The sequence below is a fragment of the Ruegeria sp. CDSB013 genome, from assembly GCF_059611165.1.
Genome location: NZ_JBXWPA010000002.1, coordinates 132,852 through 159,150 on the forward strand (window position 1 = coordinate 132,852; position 26,299 = coordinate 159,150).

A 26,299-nucleotide genomic window follows, 5' to 3' on the forward strand; every position below is an offset into this window, starting at 1 on the left:
CCGCGTCTTGCCTGTTCATGCGACGCGCAGCGAATGTCGATCCATACCAAACCGGCCCTTGGTGCAGATCCCGGCGAAGGTGTCAGGAGAGCCCAATCTGTCTTATGCTGCGGAACAGCCGAATGTCCGCATTTCTCTCAGGAAACCATCACGGCACGCACCATCGCAATGACCTTAAGCCAACGTGGAATAAACCTCGGCAACTCGCTGAAAGGTCCAAAAGCAGGCGATAGCCGCACATCCACCGGCTAAGCCCACTCGTAAGGACATCCACAAACTGGAGTTCACGCGCCGACACATTATTAAGGCAGGCCAGAGCGCAAGAATAATGGCGACCTGGCCAAGCTCGACGCCAAGATTGAAAGCAAGCAAGCTCTGCCAGATGTTTGGGGATGTAACCTGCAAAATCTTGTGCAACACAAAGCTAAACCCAAGCCCGTGCAAGAGGCCAATCAGCGTTGTCAGAAGCACCATCGTGACTTCAGAGCGCGCATTGTCCTTAAAACCCACAAACGCTGCGACGGCTGCAAATATGATAGAAAGCGCGATCCCAGTTTCGACGGCAGGAACAAACCACGCGCCCGATGGCACAAACCCGAAGAACCCCAGAGACAGCGTCACGCTATGCCCAATGGTAAAACCGGTTGCACGCAGCAATAGCGCCCTGAGTGTCTGCGCTCCAATGACCAAACACACAACAAAAAGAACATGATCCAATCCTTCGAGGATATGTCGTATACCTTCCCAAACAAAACTCAGGAATCCTCCATACCCCTCTTGCTGAACCACCAATGGTTCAGTCATCAGGCCCCGAGATCGGAATATCTGCGGTGTGTCCGAAGCGTAATCGAGAATGAGGTTGGCCGTTTGGTCCTGATCCGGCAAGCCGGGGTCCAGCACGTTGGCAATGCTGTACGATTGGACCGGGCCGTCCGTGTCATAATGCAGGACGAGATCGACAATTGTGTCACCAACAAAAAGCGGTGGCGTTAGGGCCGTTTCGCTGTCCTCGGCCTGTTGAGCTTCGGCCAAAGTTGCAAATCCGGGCTCATTTCCAATTCGATGCAAGCGAACGGACTTAACTGTTCCTCTTATGCGCTGATTGTCGACCAACAGATGCAACCCACCTTCGGCGAATTGCCCCAGACCGTTGGGATCGCTCATGACAGCCTGCAAGTCGACAAAGTGGACCAACTGACCGTCGCTCATGGCATTAGTCGTGAATGGTGCAGCTATCGGCAAGGCATCACCTTCCTGATCACCGACCTTGTCTGCAACCAGATAAGGCATGGGCGTACGGATGTAGACGCGCAGACCGTCTTCGGAATGCTCGACATGCGAAATTCGAACGTTGAGGTTAAGCAAAAAATGTGCCGAGGCTGACAGCGTCAGTGACAAGAACACACCGACAAACAAAGCGCCGAAAGCAAAAACCTTTGGTCTTAAACACTTACGCATTTGGATCGCGAGCCTCGATTACAGTTAATCCATCCAGCTTCCATTGCCCTGACTCAGGTATGACCTCCGCCAGCACCCGAAATGTAACGGCGCGTATGTGGGCGTGCCCCCAATGACCGCCTTGTGCTTTCACTGTCCATTTGGTCAGGGCACTAAATCCTCCCGGCGTGTGGGTTGGGTTAATGCGCTCCAATTTCAGGTCGCTGATATCAGTAACCGTAGCAAGACTGCCTCCTGGCGTTCGGATCGCGAGACCACGTTCAACCTCTGTTGCGATGTCACCTAGAGACGCTTCCGTTACAATGTGCGCCAGCTCTGCCTTTCTTGCGGCCGGCGAAATTTCCAGACTCACCGTGCTCAAGTTCTCGACCATTGAGCGCAGTATATCTTCCGCAGCCTGCAGCTCAGGGGGCTCAGACTTCTTCCAAGGCAAGTCCGGCAAATATCCCGAAAATGCGACGGTTGCCGATGTTGCGGCAATCATGGTTGCGCAACTGGCGCGCTTTGCAACTTTGCCCCTGCACATGAGGAAGAAACCAAGTGAGACGGCACTGATAACTCCGGTGATTAAAGCGATTGCCGGGTTCTGCTGTATCTGCTGCTCGACTGGAACCTGAGTGACAGATGCTTTTTCGTATTGGAGCAAGTGGTTCTGCCACTGAAACTGAGGGTCCACTGGTGTCACAGCTCCAAAGAACGGCCCGGCGATATCGTTTGAAATGGTCGCGACGCGGGTAATTTCCTCGTCAAACATATCCCATGTGACTGTCACCTGTTCGGGAAGTTCTGCCGATGAGAAAGACAGGATAGCTCCGATAAACGCATTGTTCACGGACACTTCCTTTCCAGGCTCGACAACCTGAAAACCTTGCGATGTTAGCTCCAGGAGCTTTGCTGTTGCGTTTGACGGTTGCACTGATTTGCCATCAATTGTCACCGGGTTACGAGAAGCCAGGAAGGGCGCTGCCTGGTTTACGATCAAGGCGCTAAGTTGTGGCGAAAGTGTCTGCCCTACGTCGAAAGTTTCACCGATCCAAGGCGCCAGTTCACGCAAGCGGATCAGCGTCTCATGCCGAACTTCACGAGGTTCGATATAAAGAAATGTTGAAGTTCCGTCCTGGGCTTTTCGATTCAGGCTTTCTGCGGAAAATCGGGTTTCCCAAGGGTCAGGCCAGGAAATCTTTAACTCTGCCTGCTTTGACAAGAAGCTGAAATCCGTGACCGGAACCTCTCGGTCAAAAACCTGCATCCCGATAGTCGCCAGTGGTACACCATCCCACGATGGAGGCACTATAGTCAGCTCCTTGGGAACTGAGTTTTGAAACGGAAAGAACACTTCGACGAACAGGACACGCGGATCTTTTGGCGGGCTGGGAACAATTTGACCCGAGAATGGGTCGCGCTGACCTGCAAGCGGCGAGGCCCGGTCGATGCGCGTTCGGTATTCTAGCTTTCTGATTTCAGCGTGTAGGGGCTGTTCGTCCCTTGCAACAATAGACAGTGCCCGACTTTTGGCTTGGGCAGAACCTTGATCGGACTCTTGTTCGACCTTCGGCTCACCCTCGACGAAATCGGATGACAATCCGATTGGCAGCATATCCGCAAACAACGGAATATCTTCGACATAGACCTCAAGGTCGACGTAAACCCCATCATCTTTGACATGAAGGACAGCAATGTTGGGTGCGACTTCCGAACCGTTTGTCAAAACGACATCTGCTGAAACGGCCTGTGCACCCGAGGCCATCACACTCAGCATCAAGAATAGTCGGCACAGATACCGCCAAATTGGAATTTTGTTCACCCCTGAAGGTTAATTGTCCGGCATTGGCGGTGGCGTGTAACCATCCCATTTGCCGGCTTGAACCTTTTCAGAAGGCTCTTTTTCTTTTGAACGCGGTGCATTGATGTATTCGTCGCTCACAGCTGGTGGCAGCGCATAGTCGTCAACACTCGCTTCCCGAACAACGATCTGATCCTTGGTTACGTTTATCACCTGTAGATCTCGCGCCAGCGTGAGCGGTCCATCGTATGTCGAACGGACACCTTCCAGGATTGCCTGATAGTTTTCGGGCGAAAGAACAGAGTGATACCCTAGGGCCATGCGTGGCTCGACAGCGGACATAACTTTGCCGAAAGCCGCAGGTTCCGTATGAACGCGCGTAGCTACATAAGTCGCCTGTTTCATGTCCCAGCCAAAATAAGGGGCCAGCGCATCCGGTGGTAGAAAAGCCTCGTGAGAAGCGATGTCCGCCCCTTTGGCATATTCGACATACCATTTGTTTGGGTAAGTATCGCCACCAAAGACGTATTTTAGCCCATTCCATTCCAGTGAGTAGCTCACGGAACCATCAAGGCTGTGGATCGCTGGCCAGGACCGGATCGTGACATCGTTCTCCTGATAAACAATTTCGTTTTCCTGCATGTAGTCGAATTCAGTGACATCAAGCTTTGCGCCATCGTCCGGCAGCGCGCCCGTTCGCGTGGCCAAGTCCCAGGCGTAAGCCATGGACATGCCATCAACATAGGCTTTGGTGCCCAGTTCATCTTCTGATCCGGACGGGCCGAAGATGCGGAGCGGGGTATATCTGCCTGAAAGCCACCCCCCAACGTGGAGGCCCATGAAATCTCCAACGTGGTCAACATGCAAATGGCTGAAAAAGACCTTGTCGACCTTTGCAAAGTCCGGGCGCAGCGAGAACAGGTTGCCCGTTGCGCCCGTTCCCACATCAAACAGAAAGACGTCACCATTCCCAAGTTCCACATAAAACGAAATAGAAACTGCAGCCTTGGTTTGATTTGGCATCCCCGTACCCAGTGCCGTAATTCGCATCTCATCCTCTCCGAGGATTTCTGTGTTGGGAAAGTAAGAAGCGGGATAAACACCGTTTTCGATTTCAGTGGCACTCCGACCCGTCGGCAAGGCGTTTTGCGCCGTGGCTGTGCCAGCCAGTGTCATGCCTAAGGCCATCAATGTACCGGCTGCGGTTTTCATTAAGTTATTCATTGATCCCCCCTTTTCAAAGCGAAGCCTCTTAAGAGAACACGAATTCGTGAACCTCTCGTTCACCATAGACATCTCTACGGTAGATCCATAGACTACTCTATGTCAAATAAAGAATGCTGTAATCTGAATGTCAGAATCTATAACTCGAAACTCACCCAAAAACGCCGCGACCAAAGAAGACTGGATATTGCTGGCCTACAAAGTACTCAATGAGGGCGGCGTTTCCGCGATAAAGGTCGTGCCAATGGCAAAGCGACTGAACCTGACAAGCGGCAGCTTTTACTGGCATTTCAAAAACGTCAGTGAGCTTTTGGATGAGGTCCTCAGATATTGGGAGCAAGAACTGACTGACAAAGTGATCGCAAAGGCAAAGACATTTGGCGGCCCCCCGGAAGACCGCATTCTTCTTCTTATGAAAAAAGTCATTGAAGAGGACGCCGCCTTGCCGGATCACGCTGTCTCAGTGTGGGCGAATACCGATGAGAAGGTGAAAGAATCGTATCAAAGAACCATCGGCAAACGGTTCCAATTCGCCGCCTGGATGTTTGAACAGGCCGGGTTCTCGAAAGAGGAAGCGAAAGCGCGTGGAAGATTGATGGTTACTTCGCTAATGGGAGACTCTTCAACCGGTCTGAAAGCGCAAGGCGATTGGGAAAAGGTTATAGAGAGGGAACATGCAATTCTTGTCGGAAAGAAGAAGACAGAATAAGTATATCGCCCGGCATTGTTAGTTTGCTCGAAACGGACCGCCAGTTTTTAAGTGCCCTGTAGGAAGAGCACACGCAACAGTGCCAGAAGCCGACGTTCAGTCTGTGACCATCAAGGACCGCTTCGTCCGCGAAAGCAGAAACCGGGCAATTAGCTTTTAACCCACCGCCCCATTACGCAACCGAACTCACTACCCCACCGCCGACCAGCGCTTTCACACCTGTCGTCCCCGGACACGACGTCGGCAGCCTGCGGGCGACGCGTGCCGCGAGATAGGCGAAGGCCTGCGCCTCAAGCATATCTCCGTCCAGACCCACGGCCTCGACTGGTTCGACCGGGCAGTCCAATGCAACGCGCAGCATCTCCATCAATACTGGATTGTGCCGCCCGCCGCCGGTGACCAACATGCGCGAGGGTGGTTTGGGGCAATGTTCCATCCCCTGCACCACGCCCGCGGCACACATGCCGGTCAGCGTGGCCACCGCGTCCGCATCGCTGAGTTCCTGCACCAGTTTGATCATCTCGGAAAAGTCGTTCCGGTCCAGTGATTTTGGCGGCATGCGTGTAAAGTAAGGCTCGGACAAAAACAGCTCGAGTGCGCCCATCTCGACGGTTCCGCCGCGCGCGACGGCTCCGTCGCGATCCATCGGCAGGCCCAGACGCGCCTGCATCAGATCGTCGACCGGTGCATTCGCGGGACCAGTGTCGAAAGCCAGCAACGCGCCGGGGGCTTCGGGGCCATCGTAACTGGGGTCCACATACGTCAGGTTCCCGACACCACCGAGGTTCAGAAAGCACAGCGGCTGGGTTGCCTCGATCCACTTGGCGCAGGCAAAGTGAAAGAACGGCGCCAACGGGGCGCCTTCGCCGCCCATCGCCACATCGTCGCTGCGAAAATCCCAGACGACTGGCACCCCCAATGCCTGAGCCAGCCCTTTCCCGTCGCCCACCTGCAACGTCCCGCGCCCACTTGGTTCATGCGCAAGAGTTTGGCCGTGCACACCGATCAGATCGACCTCATCGAATTCAGACAGCGCCTCGGCATGGGCCAGGGTAACAAGCTCTGCCGCGGCATCCACGTCAGGCCCGTGCCACTGCCCTAAAGCGGCGCGCAATACCGCGCGCTCGTGATCGGAGTAGGCACGATACCCACTTGGACCAAAGTCGATAATCCGGTGCCCGTCCGTTTCGACGACCGCAGCATCCACCCCGTCCATCGAGGTGCCAGACATCGCGCCCAAAACCCTGATCGCACCTGTTCGTTTGATGGCCCGCCCCACTTTGATCTCTCCTGCCGAATTCTGTTTGTACCGTCATGGTTGATCGGCACAGCCCGTTTAACCTGCCCCTACCGCCGAAGCCAAGGCAAGCCAGATCACACGAGTGTCGCGCTTTTTCCCGACAATTTGGTATAAGGAACACAAATCGGTTTTAGGTGCATATGTCAGACACATACTCACAGAAACAACCATCCGAAAGCCGGAACTATTTCCTGATCTTCTGGTCCGGCGCCCTGGCCACGATCGGAGGGCAGCTGATCAACCCCAATCTGGTGCTTCCGTTCCTATATCTGGCTTTGGGTGCGCCAACGTTCTTTGCGGGGTTGCTTCTGCCTTTTGTCACCGGGTCGCGCCTGATTGCCGAGATCTTTGTCTCGCCCTTCATCAATCGGGCGACCCGCGCCAAGCTTGCCGTTTACGCACCGAACCTGTTGACGGCCGTGGTATTGGCGGCGGTGGCCCTGTTTTCAACAAAACTGCCCAGCGTGATGATCGTGCTGCTGTTCCTGACTACTGCGATGGTCCTGGGTTTGTGTCAGGGGATCACCAGCCTTGGAACCAGCCAGATCTACGGCATCTCTGTCCCCGAAGCGAAACGGAACAGGATGGTGTTTGCGCAAGCCACCATCTCGGGCATTTTGGCCATCATCGTCGTTCTGGTCACGCGCGACCTGCTGTCCGGGGATCAACCGATGCAGCGTCACATCGTCGTCTTGTGGTGCGGCGTGATCGCCATGTTCGCCGCAGGTGTTGCCTTTGCAGGGGTGCGATTGCTTGAGGATGAACAACGCGCCCCTTTGCCGGAGCCGAAGAAAAAACCCAAACCCTTGGCCGAACTGGCGACCGGATTCAAAACCGGCATGGCCTATCCCTGGTATCGCAAGTTTCTTTCGGCGCGGCTGATCTTTGTATCGGTCGAGCTGGCGATGCCCTTCTACACGATCCATGCGGCGACCCTGCATATGGGGACCAAGCATTCGCTCAGCTATTTTGTCATAGGGGCCAGCCTTGGAATGGTGATCGGCTCGCTTCTGTGGGGATGGCTCAGCGATCGTGTCTCGGTCAAACCTGTGATGTGGTTGGGGTGCATGATCGCCACAATTTCGGCCCTGATGGCGCTTGGCTTTACATTCTTCGGCTACGCTCAGAACGTCTGGGTCTACGCGCTGGTGATCCTGCTGCTATCGCTGGGCGGGAACGGAGTGATCTATGGGCGCTACCTGTATCTCATTCAGATGAGCGTCGAAAAAGAGCGCCCCTACCTAGTTGCACTAGGGGATGTCAGCGCTGGCCTCGTTGGAATTGTCTTTGCTGCGATCCTTGGCGCAGTCGCACATTTGCATGATCCGATCACGCCGATTGTTGTCCTTGTGGTGTTGAACATTATCGCAATGCTTTATGCCTTCCGCCTGCCCCCGGTCAAAAGCTGACACAGCCCGCGTTTTCTTGGAAATGGTGGCTTTTCCTTGGCTGACGCGCCGCCTATACAGTGCCCCGCAACATAAACCCAAAGGGCACGATATGACCTACCACCCCAAATCGGATTTCATCGCCACGATGATCGAGCGCGGCTTTCTCGCCGACTGCACCGATTATCAGGGCCTTGACGAAGCGCTGATCAGTGGGTGCAAACCGGCCTATATCGGCTTTGATGCGACGGCCAAGTCGTTGCATGTGGGCAGCCTGATCCAGATCATGATGCTGCGGTGGTTCCAGAAAACCGGTCACCAGCCAATTACTCTGATGGGCGGCGGCACCACCAAGGTGGGCGACCCGTCGTTTCGCGCGGATGAACGCCCCCTACTGGGCCCCGAGCAGATCGACGAAAACATTGCGGGCATCAAAAAGGTGTTCTCGGCCTATATCGACTATGACAGCGATGCCGAAAACAAGGCGCTGATGCTGAACAATGCCGAATGGCTGGATGGCCTGAACTACCTTGATTTCCTGCGCGATATCGGGCGGCATTTCTCGGTCAATCGAATGCTGGCCTTTGAATCGGTGAAATCCCGGCTGGACCGCGAGCAATCGTTGAGCTTCCTTGAGTTCAACTACATGATCCTGCAGGCCTATGACTTCCTCGAACTGAACCGCCGCTATGGCTGCGTGCTGCAGATGGGCGGCTCGGACCAGTGGGGCAACATCGTCAACGGGATCGACCTCACGCGTCGGGTGCTGGATCACGAGATCTACGGCCTGACTTCGCCCCTGCTGACCACCAGCGACGGCAAGAAGATGGGCAAGTCTCAGGACGGTGCGGTCTGGCTGAACGCCGAGATGCGCTCGCCGTACGAATTCTGGCAGTTCTGGCGCAATACGACCGACGCGGATGTTGGCCGGTTCCTGAAGCTTTACACCGAAATGCCGGTGGATGAGTGTGACCGACTGGGCGCGCTGCAAGGATCAGAGATCAACGAGGCCAAAATCCGCCTTGCTAACGAGGTCACCGCCCTACTGCACGGTGCCGAAGCTGCAGCCAACGCAGAGGCCACGGCCCGTGAAGTGTTCGAAAAGGGCGGTGTCGGGGACGATCTTCCGACCCTGACCCTCAGCGCGGATGAGCTGGGTGACGGCATGTCCATCGTGCAGGTCATCGTGAAATCGGGTCTGGCGAAGTCCGGTAAAGAGGCCAAACGGCTGATCGCGGAAAACGGCGCCAAGTTGGATGATGCGCCGTTGACGGATGCCGGGTTGATGATCGACGCGGGTGCTCTGTCGTCACCAATCAAGCTGAGCGCAGGTAAGAAGCGCCACGCGCTGGTTCAGCTGGGCTAGCGAGCCATTCACCATGAAGTAAACGAAACGGCCACACTTTGCGGTGGCCGTTTTTTGTTTTAGGTATCGGCTAAGCTTAGGGATGCCCTTGCAAGAACTGCGTCACCTTTCATCATCGTGGGCATTGTTACCCTGGCCCGGGCTATTGCCTTCCGGCCCGTTGCCTCCACCGTTGTTCCCTTTACTGCCGCCCTTACCGCCACCTTTACCTTTGCCGCCTTTGCCGCCACCTTTACCGTCGCCGCCCTTGCCGCCACCTTTACCGTCACCGCCTTTGCCGCCACCTTTACCGTCACCGCCTTTGCCGCCACCTTTACCGTCGCCGCCCTTGCCGCCACCTTTACCGTCGCCGCCCTTGCCGCCACCTTTACCGTCGCCGCCCTTGCCACCGCCATCATTGCCGCCGCCATCGTTGCCGCCGCCATCATTGCCGCCGCCATCATTGCCACCGCCATCATTGCCGCCGCCATCGTTGCCGCCACCATCGTTGCCGCCGCCATCGTTGCCGCCGCCATCATTGCCGCCACCATCGTTGCCGCCGCCATCATTGCCGCCGCCATCGTTGCCGCCACCATCATTGCCGCCGCCATCATTGCCGCCGCCATCGTTGCCGCCGCCATCGTTGCCGCCGCCATCGTTGCCGCCGCCTGGGCTGTCGCTTCCGCCACCGCCGCCAGGGCTGTCGCTTCCACCGCCGCCAGGGCTGTTGCTTCCGCCATCGCCAGGGCTGTTGCTTCCGCCACCGCCAGGGCTGTTGCTTCCGCCACCGTTGTTGTTACCTCCGGTCGAACCACTGCTGGTATCGCCAGAACCAGACTCACCGCGCGGGCTTGGGTCAGCTTGTGCAATTTGATCGCTGTCCCGATCTTCGCCACCTCGTGCCGAATTTCCGCGGACTGAAGCTGTCTCCAAATCCGTCAACAATACGGCCAAACCCGGGCATTGTTCGCCAGTGTAAGCTAGTGTTGATTCGAAATCTGACCGTGTTTGTAACCGCTTCAAAAAACTGGGTGTCACGTGCGTACAATCACAAAGCGTCTGATAGTCGCCGGCGTTGGCTGCTATCCGCGCAGTTCTCGCATTGCACACATCCGTCGCAGCATACGCAGTGGTTACTATCATAGCTCCTATGAATGGAGAGGCCACCAATGCCGAAACAGTGGATTTCAGTTTAATTCGCATCACTTAGCTCCTTGCGCCTTAATACCCAGGTGCGTCAGGGTCTTCGGTTACACTGTGGGAGCCGCAAATGAAGCGCAGGTAAGTTCCCGCTAAAGATGCGTTAATGAAGGCTCGCCACAACTCGTTACAATGATCACGGCACTAGTTGTGACGATCTCTTGTCGTGAATATACAACATCTACCCAAGCCGCAAAGTTAAATGAGGCGGGAAAATGTCAAAATCTTGAGAGGTCGCCTAATGCAACTTTCAAATTCAGCCACAATTATCACCGGCGGGGCGTCGGGGTTGGGTGAGGCGACGGCTCGGTACTTCGCCGAACAAGGCGCGCAGGTCACGATCCTGGATCGCGACGCCGAGCGTGGCCCCAAGGTCGCCGAGGACATCGGCGGGCATTTCGTACAAACAGATGTAACCGATGAAGAATCGGTTGCGGCGGCCATCGAGCACGCTAAGGGCAAGATGGGCCGCATTACGGCTGCCGTGAACTGCGCCGGGATCGCATATGGGATCAAGACAGTCGGCAAGGATGGCCCCCACCCGTTGGACGCGTTTCAGCGCACAATCGACATCAATCTGGTGGGCACGTTCAACGTCTCGCGCCTTGCCGCAGCTGAAATGGCTAAGAACGAACCCGAACCGGACGGCGCGCGCGGGGTGATCATCAACACGGCCTCAATCGCAGCCTTCGACGGACAAAAAGGACAAGCGGCCTATGCAGCCTCGAAAGGCGGTGTCGTGGGGATGACGCTGCCAATGGCGCGCGATCTGGCCTCAACCGGCGTTCGCGTGATGACCATCGCTCCGGGGATTTTCATGACACCGATGCTGGCCGGTCTGCCCGAAGAGGTTCAACAACAACTGGCGGCAGATGTCCCAAACCCTGCACGTCTGGGTGATCCAAAAGAATACGGGCGGTTGGCCGGTTTCATCGTCGAGATGGGCTACTTGAACGGGGAAGTCATCCGCATCGACGGAGCCCTTCGTATGCGTTAAGCCTGTCCCATGACAGAGCGGGAAAAGATGCAGTCCGGGCAGTGGTATAACTGCCTGGACCCGGAACTTGAGGCGCTGCGCACCCGCGCCCGGCACGCAGTCCACGCACATAACACCTGCCCGCCTGACGCCCGTGGTGCCATGGCACCCGAGTTGCAGGCGTTGTTCGCTCGCGTCGGGCCGGATTGCTTACTTGAGGCTCCGTTTCATTGCGCCTACGGGCTTAACATCCACCTCGGCGCGCGTGTCTATTTCAACGCGGGCTGCGTAATTTTGGACACCGCACAGGTTCAGATCGGTGATGACTCGATGTTCGGCCCGCATGCCCAGATCTACTGTGCTCAGCACGCCAAAGACCCGGCAGAACGCGCACAAGGTTTGGAAATCGGGATACCGGTGACCATTGGCCGAAACGTCTGGGTTGGCGGAGGTGCCATCGTGATGCCCGGTGTCACCATCGGCGACAACGCCATTATTGGCGCAGGCAGCGTTTTAACCAAAGACGTCGCGGACGGGGAAACGGTTGTCGGCAACCCTGCCCGACCGTTGACGCGCCGCTAGGCGCCTTCGGCCTTTTCCTCAAGCACCAGCCACTCTTCTTCGGCGGCGGCCAGTTTCTCTTGTCGTTCGACCAGCGCATCGGTCGCCTTCTGGAACTTGACTGGTTCACGGGTGAACAGCTCAGGATCTGACATAAGCTCTTCCAGCTTGCCGATTTCGGCTTCCAGGCGGGCAATCTCGGCAGGCAACTTCTCAAGCCGATGCTTTTCCGAGAAAGATAGCCCGGATTTCGGCTGCGCTTCTTGCTTTTGCTTTGACTTCGAAGTCTTTGCTTTTTCAGCTTTCTTTTCGGAAACGTCACCCCGTTGTGCGATGTAGTCCGACCAACCGCCCGCATAGACGGTCGCGCGGCCATTGCCCTCCATCGCAATCGTCGTGGTGGCAACCCTGTCCAAAAAATCACGGTCGTGGCTGACCAGCAGGACGGTGCCGTCATAGTCGTCCAGCAGTTCCTGCAACAGGTCCAGCGTTTCGACATCCAGATCGTTGGTCGGTTCGTCCAGCACCAACAGGTTCGAGGATTTGGCCATCAGTTTCGCCAACAGCAAACGCGCTTTTTCCCCACCTGACAATGACTTAACGGCCGCTCTTGCTTGCGCATCATCAAACAGGAATTCCTTGAGGTAACCGACCACATGCTTGGGCTGGCCCCCAACCATCACTTGATCCGCTTTGCCTGATACCCGCATTTCGGGGTCCCCGGTCAGGCTGTCCCACAGGGTCATTTCGGGGTCCAACTGCGCGCGGGCCTGATCGAACACCGCAATCTCAAGGTTGGTGCCCAGCGTCACCGTCCCCTCATCGGGCTGTTCCTGTCCGAGCAACATCTTAAGCAACGTCGTCTTGCCCACACCGTTGGGCCCGACAAAAGCCACGCGATCCCCACGTTGTGCCAGAAGATCAAAGTTTCTAACGATCTGCTGCGTGCCAAAGGTCTTGGACAAACCCTTGGCTTCAATCACTTTTCGCCCAGACTTTGGTCCGCCTTCCAGCGACATTGCCGCTGATCCCTGACGCTTGATCTGCGCAGCCTTTTCAGCGCGCAAAGCCTGCAAAGCCCGCACCCGACCCTGATTCCGCTTGCGCCGTGCACTGATACCTTCGACAGCCCATTTGGCCTCGGACTTGATCAGACGATTCAGCTTGTGACGCTGCTGATCCTCTTCTTCCCAAATCTTGTCGCGCCAGGTTTCAAAAGCCTCGAACCCTTGCTCCTGCCGCCGTACCATGCCGCGGTCGATCCACAACGTCGCGCGGGTCAAAGCGCGTAAAAACGCACGGTCATGTGAAATCAGAACAAAGGCTGCTCGGGTCGATCCCAATTCGCGTTCCAGCCAGGCAATCGCTTCGATATCCAGATGGTTCGTCGGCTCGTCCAGCAGCATCAGATCGGGCGCTTCGGCCATCAGTTTCGCCAAGGCGGCCCTGCGACGTTCGCCACCCGAAGCGGTTTCAACAGGGCGTGACGGATCGAACTTCAGCCCCTCGCCCGCACGTTCGACCTTGTACAGCTCGCCCGGCTCCAATCCGCTGGACGCGTAATCGCCCAATGTCGCGAACCCTTCCATGCCGGGGTCCTGCTCCATGTAGCCAACAGATTTTCCAGGCGGAACCACGATGTCACCCTGATCAGGCTCGACCAGACCGGCCATGACTTTCATCAGAGTCGACTTTCCCGACCCGTTTCGCCCAACCAAGGCCACGCGGTCGCCCGGCTGAACCACCAGGTCCAGCCCCGAAAACACCGGATCGCCCCCGAAAGTCAGGGATATGCCGGACATCTGCAACAAAGGAATTCTCGCCATGCCGCCAGCTAAACCGGTGGGCACAAGGCGTCAACGTCCCTGTTTCACCTTTTCGAAAATACTCAATCTAGCGGACCACTGCGCGCAGCAACCGTTTACGGGCCGGGGGGATCGCTCCGATCTCAAGCCCGGTGAATACGTGCAGCGTATTCATATGCCGATCAACCACCGCATGGTCACTGACCCAGCCGCCCATCATCAGATAGGTGCGCAACAATGGAGGCATCCGCAACATCGCCTTTTTCACATCGGGCCTGCGTCGCAGGCGAGAGGCAAACTTGAATACATCGGGGGCCTTGACCCGCGGCAACCAACGTTTTGGTGCCAGATGCCGTTGCTTCAACATAGCAAAGGCGTCCAGATACTCGACCGTTTCGGTTCCTGCAAAGGATGAACAGCCGAACAACATCTTGACGTTGTTCTGGTCCACGTAATTGGTCATCGCACCCCAGGCGACCCGCAGGATATCCGGGTCTGTCCATTCCGGGTGAATGCAGAAACGGCCCATTTCGACCATGCGGCCGTCGAACCCTTTGAGGGCAGACAGGTCATAGAACTGGGCAGAGTAACTGCGGTCAACCTCGGTCCCGTGCTCCATTGTCAGCATTCTGAAACAACACACCAGCCGTCCATCGGAGCGCGAATCTTCAACAAGGATATGCGCGCAGACCGGATCAAATTCATCCCGGTCAATCTGATCCGTCCCGAATGCCAGGGTTCGCAGTTTCTGCGCCGCCGCCACATCCTGTGGGAACTGCGCCAAACGAGCCCGGTATCTGCCCTTGCCCAGCAATAATGCCATGGTCGCATCCTCCGCGGTTGCTGACCTGCTTCATGTTGCAACGGTTCTACCACAGAACATGTGACTGTCCTGTGACCGTCGCAAGAGGCAGTGCAGACTTAATTCGCGCCCGGAATGTTCGCAGGGTTGAAGTTGCCGATATTGCCCAGCAGCTGGCGCAGGAAGCCACGGTTCTGAACGCTGGATTCGGTCACGCGGCGGTCCAGTACCACCACATATCCGTCCTCAAGACCAAAACGTTCTATGTTCCGCACAACACCACGCTGGTCAAAGCTGATCGCAACCAGTTCGCGCGACACCACTTCGGGGCGCTTCGGACCGTAATGGCGCACGCGAGAACGGACATAGTAAAAACCCGAATCCTTCACCAGCCCGGCAGAGGTGGGCGCTCCGATTGTTTCAACAACGCTGTCGCGGGTATCGACGCCCACTTTGATCTCAGCCAGTTGGTCAGCCGGCGGGACGTATCCGTGATTCTTGAAGATTGGCGTGCAAGCGCCAGCCGCAACCAAACAGGCCGCAAAGACAAGCCTTTTGGACGCCGGTTTCAACCTGTTCACAACCTTCAACATTTACATCCTCTTGCCTTGGGACCTTGCGGACCCTATCCGATTACATAAACCGCAGCCCCGGTTCAACACACGAAAGGGTCACGAATGACGACTAATACATCTCTGCGGGTGGCCGACCTGCCCCAAAACGCGCCCACGCCGTTTGATCTGCGCCCCGATAGCAAGGGCCTGGACGCGATCAAAACCGAACTGGGATTGTTGGGCCTGCGCAAGCTCAGCTTTGTGGGTGACGTAAGGGCACAAGGTAAACGCGATTGGATTCTTGCCGGAAAACTGGGGGCGACGGTGATTCAACCCTGTGTCGTGACGCTTGAACCCGTAACCACGCGCATCGATATCCCTGTGTCACGGGTCTATCTGAAAGACTGGCAAAACCCCGACGAGCCTGAATTCGAAATCCCCGAAGGCGATGAGACCGAAGCACTGGGCGCGGAAATCGACCCTGCATTGGTGATGATTGAGGCGCTGTCGCTTGCCCTGCCCCAATACCCACGGAAGGACGGCGCAGAATTGGAACAGGCCGGCTATACTGAGCCGGGCAAACAGGCGATGACGGACAAAGACGCAAAGCCGTTTGCCGGACTGGCGAATTTGCGCGATGCTTTGAAAAAAGACGAGTGACATAGGTCTGTTTTCCTGTCATAGCAGGCCTCCAGAAAAATCGCTTGAACATGCCGAGAATCGCAGTATTTTCGCGCGCTCAACGGAATTTGGGTTGGACATTGCGGGGCCCGTCCCCTAAACGCGCGTCAAACCACTAGAAAAACGAAGAATGAAACCCGGCCAGCAGCGAATCTGCTGACCCCTAATAAACAAAGGTTGAGACCATGGCTGTCCAACAGAACAAAGTTTCCAAGTCGCGCCGCAACAATCGCCGCGCACATGACGCTCTGGTTGCTGCAAACCCGAACGAATGCGCAAACTGTGGCGAACTGAAGCGCCCGCACCACGTCTGCGCGTCCTGCGGCCATTATGATGACCGTGAAGTCGTCGCTCAGGCCGACGAAATCGACCTGGACGAAGACGCGGCCTAAGCCTCATAACTCGTAGGCCAAGGCATGACGGAACAGCCCACGCAAACCGGACGGATTACCATCTCGGTTGACGCTATGGGCGGAGATTCGGGGCCCGCGACTGTTGTTGCGGGCATTGCCAAATCGGCAAATAAGAACCCCGATATCGCCTTCGTTCTGCACGGGCCCGAGCAAAAGCTGCGCAAACTTGTCGCCAAACGGCGTGTCCTGCAGGGACGCGTCGTTTTTCGTGATTGCCCTGACGTAGTCACGATGGAGGACAAGCCCAGTCAGGTCGTCCGCAGCGGCAAGCAGACGTCAATGTGGTCGACACTGGAATCAGTGCGCAAAGGCGAAGCCCACGGCGCTGTTTCCTGCGGCAATACCGGCGCGCTGATGGCACTGTCGATGATGCGATTGCGCAAATTGCCAGGTGTGAACCGCCCGGCAATTGCGATTCTGTGGCCGTCGCGCAACCCGCAAGGGTTCAACGTAATGCTGGATGTCGGCGCCGATGTGCGGGCCGACGCCAAAGATCTGCTGCAATACGCGCTGATGGGGGCGTCTTATGCCCGCAACGGCATGGCGCTGGATCGGCCCCGTATCGGTTTGCTGAATGTCGGCACCGAAGAACACAAAGGTCGGGCCGAACTGAAAGAAGCCCACGCGATGATCACGGAATTCGCAGAGCAGGCGAATTTTGACTTCGTAGGCTTCGTGGAAGGCAGCGACATTCCCGGCGACAAGGCGGATGTCATTGTTACCGATGGCTTTACCGGAAACGTCGCGATCAAAACCGGCGAAGGCACGGCCAGCCTGATTGGTGATCTGTTGCGCGAGGCCTTCAAATATTCCCCCCTGTCCCGGCTCGCATCGGTTTTGGCCATCACCTCGCTGCAACGGTTGAAGAAACGCATCGACCCACGCCGCGTGAATGGTGGTGTCTTCCTTGGCCTCAACGGAACCGTGGTCAAATCACATGGTGGCGCAGATGCCACCGGAGTTTCGGCGGCGATCAAACTGGCCTTTACCCTGGCCGAGTCGGGTTTTGCCGAAAAATTGGCGGCACGGGTTGCATCGACAGCCCAGCTTGCACAAGATGCCGCGCACGTACCGCCAAAGGCGGGCGAATAACAATAAAGGCAGTACCCCCAAATGGCAGGCCGTTCAGTTGTTGTAGGTGTCGGACACTATTTGCCAGAGCGCATCGTTCCGAACTCTGAATTTGAAAAGACGCTAGATACGTCGGACGAGTGGATCAAAGCTCGCTCGGGAATCGAACGCCGCCACTTTGCCGCCGATGGCGAAACCACGTCCGATCTGGCGACCAACGCTGCCTTGGCCGCCCTGGCCGATGCTGGCCTGAAGGCCGAGGATATCGACGCCATCATTCTGGCGACATCAACGGCTGACCTGACTTTCCCTTCTGCCGCGACGATGGTGCAGGCGCGCCTGGGCATGACCCATGGATTCGCGTTTGACGTGCAAGCCGTCTGTGCAGGCTTTGTCTTTGCCCTCAGCAACGCCAACGCTTTGATCGTGTCCGGTCAGGCCAAACGTGTGCTGGTCATCGGCGCCGAGACGTTTTCGCGCATCATGGATTGGACAGATCGATCCACCTGTGTGCTGTTTGGCGACGGTGCCGGCGCGTTGATTCTTGAGCTGCAGGACAGCGAAGGAACCGCGCAGGATCGCGGCATTCTTTCGACCGACCTGAATTCTGACGGACGCTACAAGGATTTGCTCTATGTCGACGGCGGTGTGTCGACCCAATCGACTGGGCATCTAAGAATGCAGGGCAATCAGGTGTTCCGCCACGCGGTCGAAAAGCTGGCGAAGACCGCTGAAACCGCTCTGGGGCGTGCCGGTCTGACCAACGCGGACGTCGATTGGATCGTGCCACATCAGGCCAACATCCGCATCATTCAGGGCACTGCTAAAAAAATGGGCCTGCCGATGGATAACGTCGTCGTAACGGTCCAGGATCACGGCAACACGTCTGCCGCATCGATTCCCCTGGCCCTGTCCGTGGGCAAACAACGGGGCCAGATCAAGACCGGCGATCTGATCGTGACCGAGGCTATCGGTGGCGGCTTGGCCTGGGGCGCGGTGGTTCTGCGCTGGTAACCGGCGCAAAACGGCTTACACAGCCTCGTGCAATTCATTGATATTGACAGCGAATTTGCCATCACCATATTCTCTTATATCAACAGGGGAAATGGTATGGGCGATAAAACACTGACGCGAATGGATCTGAGCGAGGCTGTTTTCCGCGAGGTTGGCCTTTCACGTAATGAAAGTGCGCAGCTTGTCGAAAGCGTCTTAAACCACATGTCGGACGCACTGGTCCAAGGTGAACAGGTCAAGATTTCATCGTTTGGCACGTTCAGTGTTCGGGACAAAACCGCCCGCATCGGCCGTAATCCAAAAACCGGCGAAGAGGTGCCAATTCAGCCTCGCCGCGTCCTGACGTTCCGCCCGTCGCACCTGATGAAGGATCGCGTCGCCGCAGGGAATCGCAAGTAAATTCGGGACGAAACGGTCATGAGCAAGTCCCCCGACGCCTTTCGCACAATAAGTGAAGTTGCGGACTGGTTGGGCGTTCAAGCTCATGTCCTGCGCTTCTGGGAAAGCCGTTTCAGCCAGGTAAAACCCGTCAAACGCGCGGGTGGCCGCAGGTATTACCGGCCAAACGATATGCGCCTTTTGGGCGGTATCAAGAAACTGCTGCACGAGGACGGGATCACCATCAAAGGTGTCCAGCGCATCCTGCGCGAACAAGGCGTGGCCTATGTGTCCTCGCTGTCGCCCAGCCTGGATGAGCCCGCTGCGCCTGAAAGCGCCCCGGCAGACGACACTGTTGTCGTGCCCTTTTCCGCCAAGCCTGCCACGCCCAGCGATCAGATCGATCTGGACCTGGGCGAACCGGCCCCGATGGCCAAGGCGACTGCGCCGGCTGAACAAGCCCCTCAAGCTGAGACGCCCCCGCAGCAATCAAAAGCAGAGCCACCTCAGCCCGCGCCCGAGTATCTGGATGAAGCTCCCTTGATAGGCGGAATCGCCACACAAGCGTGGGAACGGACCGATTTTGACGACGACCTCCTGCGTCGGATCGCGCCTATCGCCAAGGACTTGCGCGCTGTCATCAACCGAATTGAGAACCGGTCGGCAGGATAAGAAAAAAGGCGATGATTTCCTCTTGCCCCTGCCGGGAAAGTCTTTATGAACACCTCAACGTCGGGCTATGGCGCAGCCTGGTAGCGCGTCCGTCTGGGGGACGGAAGGTCGCAGGTTCGAGTCCTGCTAGCCCGACCAAATCACACCGACGTTTATGGCAGACAGGCCAGATCCCGCTCTGGCAACAGAGGGGATCGGAATGACAGGTGTATGCCCAAACCAACAGATCGAGGCGATGATCGGCCGCAGTGAGATCACCGCAAGCCCCGAGGTTATCCCGGCACAAATCCAACCCGCTAGCCTTGATTTACGTTTAGGTACAGTTGCTTACCGGGTTCGCGCCTCATTTCTATCCGGTGAAGGACGCACGGTCGCGGATCGTCTGGCTGAATTTGAGATGCACCGCATCGACATCACCGACGGAGCCGTTCTGGAAAAAGGCTGCGTCTATCTGGTGCCGCTGATGGAATCGCTGGCCCTGCCCGCCGATACCAGCGCGGTAGCAAATGCCAAAAGCTCGACAGGGCGGTTGGATCTTCTGACCCGCACGATCACCGATGGTGGCACCGAGTTTGACCGGGTACCGGCAGGCTATACCGGGCCGCTTTTTGCCGAGATCTGTCCACGCTCATTCTCGGTTCTGGTGAGACCGGGCATGCGGCTGAACCAGATTCGCTTTCGTCAGGGTCAGGCAGTGCTCAGTGACGCGGAACTGACCGCACTGCACAACGACTCGCCGCTGGTCGACGGACCCGCAGTCATTCAGGATGGGCTGGGGTTCTCGGTCGATCTGCAATTGCCCGACACTGATCTAGTTGGTTATCGGGCCAAGCCGCATACCGGTGTGATCGATCTGGACCGGATTGGCGAATATGATCCGCAGGAATACTGGGAAGAGGTACGCACCACCGACGGTCGCATCATCCTTGACCCCGGCGCATTTTACATCCTGGTCAGCCGCGAAGCAGTCCACATCCCGCCCATGTATGCGGCTGAAATGGCTCCCTATCTTGCAATGGTGGGTGAATTCCGGGTGCACTATGCCGGATTCTTTGATCCCGGTTTCGGTCACGCCGCAGCGGGCGGAGCGGGATCACGTGGCGTGCTGGAAGTACGCTGCCACGAAGCGCCGTTTGTTCTGGAACACGGGCAGGTCGTCGGACGGCTGGTCTATGAGAAGATGTCCGAAATGCCCACGCAGCTTTACGGTGCGGGTATCGCGTCAAACTATCAGGGACAGGGGCTGAAACTGTCCAAACACTTCAAGGCTGTTGGTTAACACTTCTTGAACCGGCGCATATGCGTTTCACGCGCTGCGCCGGGGTTATCTGCTAGGCTTGACGGTTGCTGTCGTCATTTGCGCCCGAGTCATGAGGCACAGCCGATCTTTGTTTCGGCTTTCCCATCCGGCCCGCCACATCAAAGCCCTTGTCGATGCCTTTGTTGACGACCCGCCGCATGATCTGCCGAATGATCATGTCGATGATGCGATTCATATTCATTGCTCAACTCCCCAGCTTGGCCACAACATAGGTGATTCCAACGGCAACAAAAGGGCCAAGTTATCACTCTTCCTCGAACAGCTCGGTCTGGTCCTCATCTTCGCTGTCATCACGCCCCTCGCCCAATGGCATCGTGCCCGGGGGCGGCCGGTTTTCCAGCAACCCAGCAGCCCGCAATTCTTTGAGCCCCGGAAGGTCGCGGGCATTTTCCAGACCGAAATGGTCCAGAAACTGTGGCGTCACAACAAAGGTGACCGGCCGGCCGGGTGTCATCCGGCGACGGCCCAGACGGATCCACTCCATTTCCAACAGTTGGTCGATTGTACCGCGCGAGACCGAGACGCCCCGGATCTCTTCGATTTCAGCCCTCGTACAGGGCTGATGATAGGCGACGATGGCCAGCGTTTCGATGGCGGCGCGGCTTAGCTTGCGGGTTTCGACCGTTTCCTTTTGCATCAGAAAACCCAGATCGGGCGCAGTGCGAATGGCCCAGGCCTCACCCACGCGCACAACACGGACACCCCGGCCCTCATACCGTTTCTGAAGAATTTCAACCGCTTGCGCCGCATCGCTTCCATGGGGCATCCGCGCCTCAAGATCGGCGACCGTTACCGGCTCGGCACTGGCAAAAAGCACGGCTTCGACCATGCGTTCCTGTTCCGCCAAGGGTGGCGCTTCGAACAGGGTACCGGTGCCTTCGTCTTGCGGTTCGTCAGTCACGTGTGTCAGTCCTTTTGCGCAAATGGATCGGAGCAAACGTCTCGGTTTGCTTCATCTCCATATGTCCTTCCTTCACCAGCTCCAGCGAGGCGGCAAAGGTCGCTGCCGTGGCCGAACGGCGACGCACCGGGTCAGCGTCCCAGCCCTCGGGCAGATAGGTTTCCATATCGGTCCACGTCCCCGCAAACCCGATCAGCGGACGCATTCGCTCCAGCGCTTGTTCCATCGTAAACACCGCATCGCGGTCCATGACAAAGGGGCGGAATTCGTCACGGGTGCGGATACGGGCGTAGCCCTGCATCAGATCCAGCAGCGTGGCAGAGTACGTTACGGTACGGATACGAGTGATATCCTCACCCTGCCCGCGCTTGAAGAAATCGCGCCCCAGTTGATCACGCGCCATCAGACGCGCGGCTGAGTCGCGCATGGCTTGCAGCCGTTCCAACTGGAACGCCAGGTGTGCGGCCAGTTCCTCGCCCGAAGGTCCTTCATCATCCGGGTCCGGTGGCAACAAAAGCCGGGATTTGAGGAAGGCCAACCAGGCGGCCATCACCAGATAGTCGGCAGCCAGTTCAATCCGCAGCGCGCGGGCCTTTTCCACGAAGGCCAAATACTGCTGCGCCAAAGCCAAAACCGAGATTTTCCGCAGGTCGACCTTTTGGGTTCGCGACAGGGTCAACAATACATCCAACGGGCCTTCGAACCCATCGACATCAACAATCAGCGCCTCTGCCGCAAGACGATCCGCGACCGAGGCCGGGTCTTCGCTGAAGAGATTATCGTTCATATACCTGCCTGCCCATTAGGGCAGATAGTTCAGCCTCAGTCGCTTGGATGTCAAGTTCCACAGGCTTTTGTCGCATCGACAATGCCCTTTCCGCGCGCTTTTGTGCCTGAGCAGTCATTTCTCCGGCGGCTTCCAGCACCTTGGCGCGAGCATCGAACGTTCCGTTGCAATGCAAAACAACGTCGCAACCCGCGGCCAGTGACTGACGCGCAATGTCTTCTGGCGCGCCACTCAGCGCTTTCATCGAGATATCGTCGGTCATGATCAGACCGTCGAAACCGATTTTATCGCGGATCAGCCCGATCATCGCAGATGAAATCGTAGCTGGTTGCGGATCAATCCGGTCATAGACCAGATGCGCCGTCATCCCCATCGGCAGATCGTTCAGCGCCCGAAACGGTTCGAAATCCGCTTGCTCTAGCTGGTCCTGTGTCAGGTCCACATGCGGCAGGTCATGGTGGCTGTCCAGCGTTGCCAATCCATGCCCCGGCATGTGCTTAAGCACCGGCAAAACACCCCCATCCAGATGGCCTTTGGCAACCGCACGCCCAAGAACTGAAACCCGTTTGGGGTCAGAGCCATAACAGCGGTTCTTCAAAAACGCATGGGTATCGTCGCGCGCCAAATCGACCATCGGGGCGCAGTTGCTGTCAATGCCAAGCTCGAACAGCTCTTTTGCGATCAATCGATACCGCAGATACATGGCGCGTTCCGCCTGATCCCCGGCGCGGCCCGCATGATCCAGGGGCGGCATCCATTCGCGTGCCAATGGCGCGCGCAGACGCTGCACACGGCCACCTTCCTGATCGATGGTGATAGGGCAATTGCGCCCTACGGCATCACGAAAGTCATCGCACAGAGCACGAACTTGTTCAGCTGTATCTATGTTGCGCGCAAACAAAATGAACCCGAATGGGTTCATTTGCTGGAATAGTCTCTTTTCCTCTGACGTCAGGCGCAGCCCTTCGGCATCGGTGATCGCAGCTCCGAATGTCACCGAACGGCAACCGGGATACAGTCTGCACCTTGTGCGACCAGAGCGGCACAGAACTGACGCGAGTCGCTCAGGTCATCAAACCCAAGGACACGCAGACGATAGAATGTCCGACCGCCACTTGAAGTTTTCTGGATAACACGTTGTTTTCCATCCATATACTCACCAAAACGGCCATTCATACGATCCCATTCCGCACGGGCCACATCCGAGCTTTCATACGCACCCAGTTGGGCCATGCGTGTCCCTTTGGACAGGGTATTCGGATCCACGTCCACGCCAACGGCAGCTTTGACAGCGGCGTTGATCGCAGCTTCGGTATTGCTGTTGGATGAAATTCCACTTGGCGTTGCTCGGGCTGGGCGCGTGGACGGACGCAAGGACCGGCGGACACCGGGCAATGCCGCCAGTTCCGGGTCCGGCAATTGCGCGGCCAGATCAGCAGGATCAATGGCGGACTCTTCCTCGGGCAGTGCCAACGAGGCGAGTTGTATGCCCTGCTCTGCCGGTTCATCCGCTTTCACGGCCCCACCGGCCAATTCGGCAACCAGGGCATCGACTGTATTCTGGCGCAGCTGCGCTGCCTCTTGATCCGAGATCTCTTCTTCGACGACATGTACGGCCTGCGTCGGCTTCAGCGGTTCAACAGGCGTATCTTCGTCTGTCAGCGAAACCGGGCGCGGCGCAAGGATCAAGCGATCTGCTGGCGGCGCTGCCGTTCCGACGGCTGCCACGGCATTGACGGCCAGACCCTGGTGATCGGCCGGGGTGCCGCCCGGGTTTTCCGGCTGAATGCGCATTGGCCCTTCGATGGCGCGAACTACAGGTACACCACTAACGTCGCGCATCACCAACTTGAAACCCCAGATACCGATCCCGGCGACCAGTGCCAGCGATGCTACCGCACCCATGACATTGACGAAACGGCCTAACCCCGCCCCTCGCGGAGCCTGTTCATAGCCATAGGAGTCGTCTGGATACTCATACCCATCCTCAGGATGCGGCTGATTCGTGTAATGCATCTCCTCGGGGCGCATCTGCCCCGAGTAATCGTAACTTGCCATGTCCGCCTCACCGCCCGATTGCGCCTTAAAAAGTGGCGCGCGGGTCATTTCTTGCCTACCTCGTACCGGCGCGTCGGGCGGTGTTAGTTACCGCATCTCCTGCGCCGGAGTGACGCCAAGAATACCCAAGCCCGCTGAAATCACAACAGAAACGGCCCGGGCCAATGCGATTTTTGATTGGCTTGTGGCAACATCGCCATCCTGAATGAATCGCAGTTGCGTTTCATCGTTGCCCTTATTCCATAGCGCGTGGAAGTCACCTGCCAGCTCATACAGGTAAAAGGCAACCCGATGCGGTTCGTTGGTGCGTGCGGCAATTTCGATCAGACGCGGCCATTCAGCCAGCTTTTTAGCGACAGTCAGTTCCGAGGCATGGTCGATCTTGCCCAAGTCAGCACCCTTGAGAGTCGCGTCATCCGTAGCGATTTCCGCCTCGGCGGCACGTCGCAGCACGCTCATGACACGGGCGTGGGCGTATTGCACGTAGAACACAGGGTTCTCGCGGCTTTGTTCCAGCACCTTGTCGAAATCGAAGTCCAGCGGCGCGTCGTTCTTGCGGGTCAGCATTACGAACCGGGTCACGTCCGGGCCAACCTGATCGACCACATCGCGCAGAGTGACAAAGTTCCCTGCCCGCTTGGACATCTTGAACGGCTCGCCATTCTTCCATAGCTTTACCAGCTGCGTCAGCTTGATATCCAACGGAACCTTGCCATCGGACAGGGCCGAAACAGCCGCCTTCATCCGTTTGACGTAGCCACCGTGATCCGCACCAAACACATCGATCAACGCGTCAAAGCCACGGGTCACCTTGTCGTAATGATATGCGATATCCGGGGCGAAATAGGTCCAGCTGCCGTCTGATTTTTTCACCGGGCGGTCAACGTCGTCGCCATGTTCGGTCGATTTGAACAGGGTTTGCTCGCGTGGCTCCCAATCCTCGGGCTTTTTGCCTTTGGGTGGTTCCAGTACGCCTTCGTAGATCAAGCCCTTATCGGTCAGGGACTTAAGCGCGGCCTCGATCTTTCCGGTGCCGTAAAGCGATTTTTCGGAATAGAACACATCCATCTCGACACCCAACGCCTTCAGGTCGGCGCGGATCAGATCCATCATTGCGTCGGTCGAAAACTCGCGCAGTTCTTCCAGCCAGTCGCTTTCCGGCTTGTCGATCAGGCTGTCGCCGTATTTCTCTTTCAGCGCCTCACCAATCGGGATCAGATAGTCACCGGGGTACAGCCCCTCGGCAATCTCGGGGCTCAGACCGTTGGCCTCGCGATAGCGCTCATACGCGGACCGCGCCAGTACATCCACCTGCGCGCCCCCGTCGTTGATGTAGTATTCACGGGTCACGTTATGGCCCGAATACGCCAGCAAGCTCGCCAGGGCGTCACCGAACACGGCACCACGTGTATGGCCCACATGCAGCGGGCCTGTGGGGTTGGCCGAGACATACTCGACGTTGACCTTCTGGCCATGCCCCATGTTGGAACGGCCATAATCCGTGCCCTGTTCCAGCACAGCGGCCAGGACGCTCTGCCACACAGACGGCGCAAGCCGCAGGTTCAAGAACCCCGGCCCGGCCACCTCGGCGCTGGTGATCCGATCATCAGCAGCCAGCTTTCCGGCCAACACGTCAGCGATGTCGCGCGGCTTCATCTTGGCCGGTTTCGCCAGCACCATCGCGGCGTTGGTTGCCATATCGCCATGCGCTGCATCACGCGGCGGTTCGACCGCTACGTTGTCAAAACTCAGCCCCTCGGGCAATACGCCTTCGGACTGCATCTGTGCCAGCGCGTCCAGCACGAGGCCGCGGATCTCGGAAAACAGGTTCATTTCGGATGTCCTTTTGCTTGCCCGGCGGTTTACCACGCAAAGCGGCAAGGTCAATGGAAGCGATC

At 57.3% G+C, this 26,299-nt stretch carries 26 protein-coding genes and 1 tRNA gene; 14 read left to right on the top strand and 13 right to left on the bottom strand.

Annotated elements, in window-relative coordinates; translation table 11 throughout:
* Window positions 1-174: 174 nt before the first annotated feature.
* The 3 genes from AC2FJF_RS04135 to gntH all read right to left on the bottom strand — a co-directional run bounded on the left by AC2FJF_RS04135 (window position 175) and on the right by gntH (window position 4,465).
* Complete coding sequence (locus tag AC2FJF_RS04135; RefSeq protein WP_496723210.1) at window positions 175-1,398, bottom strand: HupE/UreJ family protein; 1,224 nt, start codon at window positions 1,396-1,398, stop codon at window positions 175-177.
* Between the two features lie 52 nt (window positions 1,399-1,450).
* A complete protein-coding gene (locus AC2FJF_RS04140; RefSeq protein ID WP_496723212.1) occupies window positions 1,451-3,040 on the bottom strand; it encodes a hypothetical protein in 1,590 nt (529 codons plus the stop codon).
* 231 nt (window positions 3,041-3,271) lie between these two features.
* On the bottom strand, window positions 3,272-4,465 hold the full coding sequence (gene gntH, locus AC2FJF_RS04145; protein WP_496723215.1) for a guanitoxin biosynthesis MBL fold metallo-hydrolase GntH: 1,194 nt from the start codon (window positions 4,463-4,465) through the stop codon (window positions 3,272-3,274).
* A gap of 187 nt (window positions 4,466-4,652) precedes the next feature.
* Here gntH and AC2FJF_RS04150 point away from each other — a divergent pair, with 187 nt between their 5' ends.
* Entirely contained in the window at window positions 4,653-5,174 is a 522-nt protein-coding gene (locus tag AC2FJF_RS04150; protein WP_496723218.1) for a TetR/AcrR family transcriptional regulator, read from the top strand.
* Window positions 5,175-5,346: 172 nt separating this feature from the next.
* Here the strand turns inward: AC2FJF_RS04150 and AC2FJF_RS04155 are convergent, their stop codons facing one another.
* On the bottom strand, window positions 5,347-6,405 hold the full coding sequence (locus AC2FJF_RS04155) for an anhydro-N-acetylmuramic acid kinase (protein WP_496723853.1): 1,059 nt from the start codon (window positions 6,403-6,405) through the stop codon (window positions 5,347-5,349).
* A 209-nt stretch (window positions 6,406-6,614) separates the two neighbouring features.
* Between AC2FJF_RS04155 and AC2FJF_RS04160 the strand changes: the two genes are divergently transcribed.
* The 5 genes from AC2FJF_RS04160 to AC2FJF_RS04180 all read left to right on the top strand — a co-directional run bounded on the left by AC2FJF_RS04160 (window position 6,615) and on the right by AC2FJF_RS04180 (window position 11,965).
* Window positions 6,615-7,883, top strand: a complete 1,269-nt coding sequence (locus AC2FJF_RS04160) for an MFS transporter (protein WP_496723221.1) — start codon at window positions 6,615-6,617, stop codon at window positions 7,881-7,883.
* A gap of 91 nt (window positions 7,884-7,974) precedes the next feature.
* A complete protein-coding gene (tyrS, locus tag AC2FJF_RS04165) occupies window positions 7,975-9,228 on the top strand; it encodes a tyrosine--tRNA ligase (RefSeq protein WP_113790252.1) in 1,254 nt (417 codons plus the stop codon).
* Between the two features lie 117 nt (window positions 9,229-9,345).
* Window positions 9,346-10,128 carry a hypothetical protein gene (locus tag AC2FJF_RS04170; RefSeq protein ID WP_496723224.1) on the top strand — a complete coding sequence of 261 codons (783 nt, stop codon included), beginning with the start codon at window positions 9,346-9,348 and terminating at the stop codon, window positions 10,126-10,128.
* A gap of 520 nt (window positions 10,129-10,648) precedes the next feature.
* A complete protein-coding gene (locus tag AC2FJF_RS04175) occupies window positions 10,649-11,404 on the top strand; it encodes a 3-hydroxyacyl-CoA dehydrogenase (RefSeq protein WP_496723226.1) in 756 nt (251 codons plus the stop codon).
* A gap of 9 nt (window positions 11,405-11,413) precedes the next feature.
* The gene (locus AC2FJF_RS04180; protein WP_496723228.1) at window positions 11,414-11,965 is read left to right on the top strand and encodes a sugar O-acetyltransferase; all 552 of its coding nucleotides are present in this window, start codon (window positions 11,414-11,416) and stop codon (window positions 11,963-11,965) included.
* On the opposite strand, the gene AC2FJF_RS04185 is transcribed toward AC2FJF_RS04180, so the two are convergent.
* The 3 genes from AC2FJF_RS04185 to AC2FJF_RS04195 all read right to left on the bottom strand — a co-directional run bounded on the left by AC2FJF_RS04185 (window position 11,962) and on the right by AC2FJF_RS04195 (window position 15,144).
* Window positions 11,962-13,770, bottom strand: coding sequence for an ABC-F family ATP-binding cassette domain-containing protein (locus AC2FJF_RS04185; RefSeq protein ID WP_496723855.1), 1,809 nt, complete (start codon window positions 13,768-13,770; stop codon window positions 11,962-11,964). The two genes, AC2FJF_RS04180 and AC2FJF_RS04185, sit on opposite strands and share 4 nt — an antisense overlap.
* Window positions 13,771-13,837: 67 nt before the next feature.
* Window positions 13,838-14,572, bottom strand: a complete 735-nt coding sequence (locus tag AC2FJF_RS04190) for a GNAT family N-acetyltransferase (protein ID WP_496723230.1) — start codon at window positions 14,570-14,572, stop codon at window positions 13,838-13,840.
* Between the two features lie 98 nt (window positions 14,573-14,670).
* Entirely contained in the window at window positions 14,671-15,144 is a 474-nt protein-coding gene (locus AC2FJF_RS04195) for an outer membrane protein assembly factor BamE (RefSeq protein ID WP_496723232.1), read from the bottom strand.
* 84 nt (window positions 15,145-15,228) lie between these two features.
* Here AC2FJF_RS04195 and AC2FJF_RS04200 point away from each other — a divergent pair, with 84 nt between their 5' ends.
* The 8 genes from AC2FJF_RS04200 (at window position 15,229) to AC2FJF_RS04235 (ending at window position 20,613) form a co-directional block, all read left to right on the top strand.
* A complete protein-coding gene (locus tag AC2FJF_RS04200) occupies window positions 15,229-15,765 on the top strand; it encodes a YceD family protein (RefSeq protein WP_496723234.1) in 537 nt (178 codons plus the stop codon).
* Between the two features lie 206 nt (window positions 15,766-15,971).
* Window positions 15,972-16,178, top strand: coding sequence for a 50S ribosomal protein L32 (rpmF, locus tag AC2FJF_RS04205; RefSeq protein WP_037316137.1), 207 nt, complete (start codon window positions 15,972-15,974; stop codon window positions 16,176-16,178).
* Window positions 16,179-16,202: 24 nt separating this feature from the next.
* Window positions 16,203-17,291 carry a phosphate acyltransferase PlsX gene (gene plsX / locus AC2FJF_RS04210; protein ID WP_496723236.1) on the top strand — a complete coding sequence of 363 codons (1,089 nt, stop codon included), beginning with the start codon at window positions 16,203-16,205 and terminating at the stop codon, window positions 17,289-17,291.
* Between the two features lie 21 nt (window positions 17,292-17,312).
* Window positions 17,313-18,284: a beta-ketoacyl-ACP synthase III gene (locus tag AC2FJF_RS04215; protein ID WP_109311337.1), complete on the top strand. Its 972-nt coding sequence runs from the start codon at window positions 17,313-17,315 to the stop codon at window positions 18,282-18,284.
* Window positions 18,285-18,380: 96 nt separating this feature from the next.
* On the top strand, window positions 18,381-18,683 hold the full coding sequence (gene ihfA / locus AC2FJF_RS04220; RefSeq protein ID WP_496723238.1) for an integration host factor subunit alpha: 303 nt from the start codon (window positions 18,381-18,383) through the stop codon (window positions 18,681-18,683).
* A gap of 18 nt (window positions 18,684-18,701) precedes the next feature.
* Window positions 18,702-19,334, top strand: coding sequence for a MerR family transcriptional regulator (locus AC2FJF_RS04225; RefSeq protein WP_496723240.1), 633 nt, complete (start codon window positions 18,702-18,704; stop codon window positions 19,332-19,334).
* Window positions 19,335-19,395: 61 nt separating this feature from the next.
* Window positions 19,396-19,472: transfer RNA gene (locus tag AC2FJF_RS04230), tRNA-Pro, on the top strand.
* Window positions 19,473-19,533: 61 nt separating this feature from the next.
* Window positions 19,534-20,613 (top strand): 2'-deoxycytidine 5'-triphosphate deaminase, encoded by a 1,080-nt coding sequence (locus tag AC2FJF_RS04235; protein WP_496723242.1) that lies wholly within the window; start codon window positions 19,534-19,536, stop codon window positions 20,611-20,613.
* Between the two features lie 52 nt (window positions 20,614-20,665).
* Here the strand turns inward: AC2FJF_RS04235 and AC2FJF_RS04240 are convergent, their stop codons facing one another.
* From AC2FJF_RS04240 to argS, 6 genes are all read right to left on the bottom strand, one after another.
* Window positions 20,666-20,836, bottom strand: a complete 171-nt coding sequence (locus AC2FJF_RS04240; RefSeq protein WP_159089934.1) for a hypothetical protein — start codon at window positions 20,834-20,836, stop codon at window positions 20,666-20,668.
* Between the two features lie 63 nt (window positions 20,837-20,899).
* The gene (gene scpB / locus AC2FJF_RS04245) at window positions 20,900-21,556 is read right to left on the bottom strand and encodes an SMC-Scp complex subunit ScpB (protein ID WP_496723244.1); all 657 of its coding nucleotides are present in this window, start codon (window positions 21,554-21,556) and stop codon (window positions 20,900-20,902) included.
* Window positions 21,549-22,343: a segregation and condensation protein A gene (locus tag AC2FJF_RS04250; RefSeq protein ID WP_496723246.1), complete on the bottom strand. Its 795-nt coding sequence runs from the start codon at window positions 22,341-22,343 to the stop codon at window positions 21,549-21,551. Before AC2FJF_RS04250 ends, scpB begins: the two co-directional genes overlap by 8 nt.
* Window positions 22,333-23,340, bottom strand: a complete 1,008-nt coding sequence (nagZ, locus tag AC2FJF_RS04255; protein WP_496723248.1) for a beta-N-acetylhexosaminidase — start codon at window positions 23,338-23,340, stop codon at window positions 22,333-22,335. The genes AC2FJF_RS04250 and nagZ overlap by 11 nt, the downstream gene beginning before the upstream one ends.
* On the bottom strand, window positions 23,337-24,449 hold the full coding sequence (locus tag AC2FJF_RS04260) for an SPOR domain-containing protein (RefSeq protein WP_496723250.1): 1,113 nt from the start codon (window positions 24,447-24,449) through the stop codon (window positions 23,337-23,339). The genes nagZ and AC2FJF_RS04260 overlap by 4 nt, the downstream gene beginning before the upstream one ends.
* A 39-nt stretch (window positions 24,450-24,488) precedes the next feature.
* Window positions 24,489-26,234 (bottom strand): arginine--tRNA ligase, encoded by a 1,746-nt coding sequence (gene argS / locus AC2FJF_RS04265; protein WP_496723252.1) that lies wholly within the window; start codon window positions 26,232-26,234, stop codon window positions 24,489-24,491.
* Window positions 26,235-26,299 lie beyond the last annotated feature (65 nt).

Bases quoted from the DNA above. Each gene is read 5' to 3' on its own strand.
- gntH (WP_496723215.1), bottom strand. From the start codon at position 4,465: ATGAATAACTTAATGAAAACCGCAGCCGGTACATTGATGGCCTTAGGC.
- AC2FJF_RS04155 (WP_496723853.1), bottom strand. From the start codon at position 6,405: ATGTCTGGCACCTCGATGGACGGGGTGGATGCTGCGGTCGTCGAAACG.
- AC2FJF_RS04160 (WP_496723221.1), top strand. From the start codon at position 6,615: ATGTCAGACACATACTCACAGAAACAACCATCCGAAAGCCGGAACTAT.
- tyrS (WP_113790252.1), top strand. From the start codon at position 7,975: ATGACCTACCACCCCAAATCGGATTTCATCGCCACGATGATCGAGCGC.
- AC2FJF_RS04175 (WP_496723226.1), top strand. From the start codon at position 10,649: ATGCAACTTTCAAATTCAGCCACAATTATCACCGGCGGGGCGTCGGGG.
- AC2FJF_RS04180 (WP_496723228.1), top strand. From the start codon at position 11,414: ATGACAGAGCGGGAAAAGATGCAGTCCGGGCAGTGGTATAACTGCCTG.
- AC2FJF_RS04185 (WP_496723855.1), bottom strand. From the start codon at position 13,770: ATGGCGAGAATTCCTTTGTTGCAGATGTCCGGCATATCCCTGACTTTC.
- AC2FJF_RS04190 (WP_496723230.1), bottom strand. From the start codon at position 14,572: ATGGCATTATTGCTGGGCAAGGGCAGATACCGGGCTCGTTTGGCGCAG.
- AC2FJF_RS04195 (WP_496723232.1), bottom strand. From the start codon at position 15,144: ATGTTGAAGGTTGTGAACAGGTTGAAACCGGCGTCCAAAAGGCTTGTC.
- AC2FJF_RS04200 (WP_496723234.1), top strand. From the start codon at position 15,229: ATGACGACTAATACATCTCTGCGGGTGGCCGACCTGCCCCAAAACGCG.
- rpmF (WP_037316137.1), top strand. From the start codon at position 15,972: ATGGCTGTCCAACAGAACAAAGTTTCCAAGTCGCGCCGCAACAATCGC.
- plsX (WP_496723236.1), top strand. From the start codon at position 16,203: ATGACGGAACAGCCCACGCAAACCGGACGGATTACCATCTCGGTTGAC.
- AC2FJF_RS04215 (WP_109311337.1), top strand. From the start codon at position 17,313: ATGGCAGGCCGTTCAGTTGTTGTAGGTGTCGGACACTATTTGCCAGAG.
- ihfA (WP_496723238.1), top strand. From the start codon at position 18,381: ATGGGCGATAAAACACTGACGCGAATGGATCTGAGCGAGGCTGTTTTC.
- AC2FJF_RS04225 (WP_496723240.1), top strand. From the start codon at position 18,702: ATGAGCAAGTCCCCCGACGCCTTTCGCACAATAAGTGAAGTTGCGGAC.
- AC2FJF_RS04235 (WP_496723242.1), top strand. From the start codon at position 19,534: ATGACAGGTGTATGCCCAAACCAACAGATCGAGGCGATGATCGGCCGC.
- AC2FJF_RS04240 (WP_159089934.1), bottom strand. From the start codon at position 20,836: ATGAATATGAATCGCATCATCGACATGATCATTCGGCAGATCATGCGG.
- AC2FJF_RS04250 (WP_496723246.1), bottom strand. From the start codon at position 22,343: ATGAACGATAATCTCTTCAGCGAAGACCCGGCCTCGGTCGCGGATCGT.
- AC2FJF_RS04260 (WP_496723250.1), bottom strand. From the start codon at position 24,449: ATGACCCGCGCGCCACTTTTTAAGGCGCAATCGGGCGGTGAGGCGGAC.
- argS (WP_496723252.1), bottom strand. From the start codon at position 26,234: ATGAACCTGTTTTCCGAGATCCGCGGCCTCGTGCTGGACGCGCTGGCA.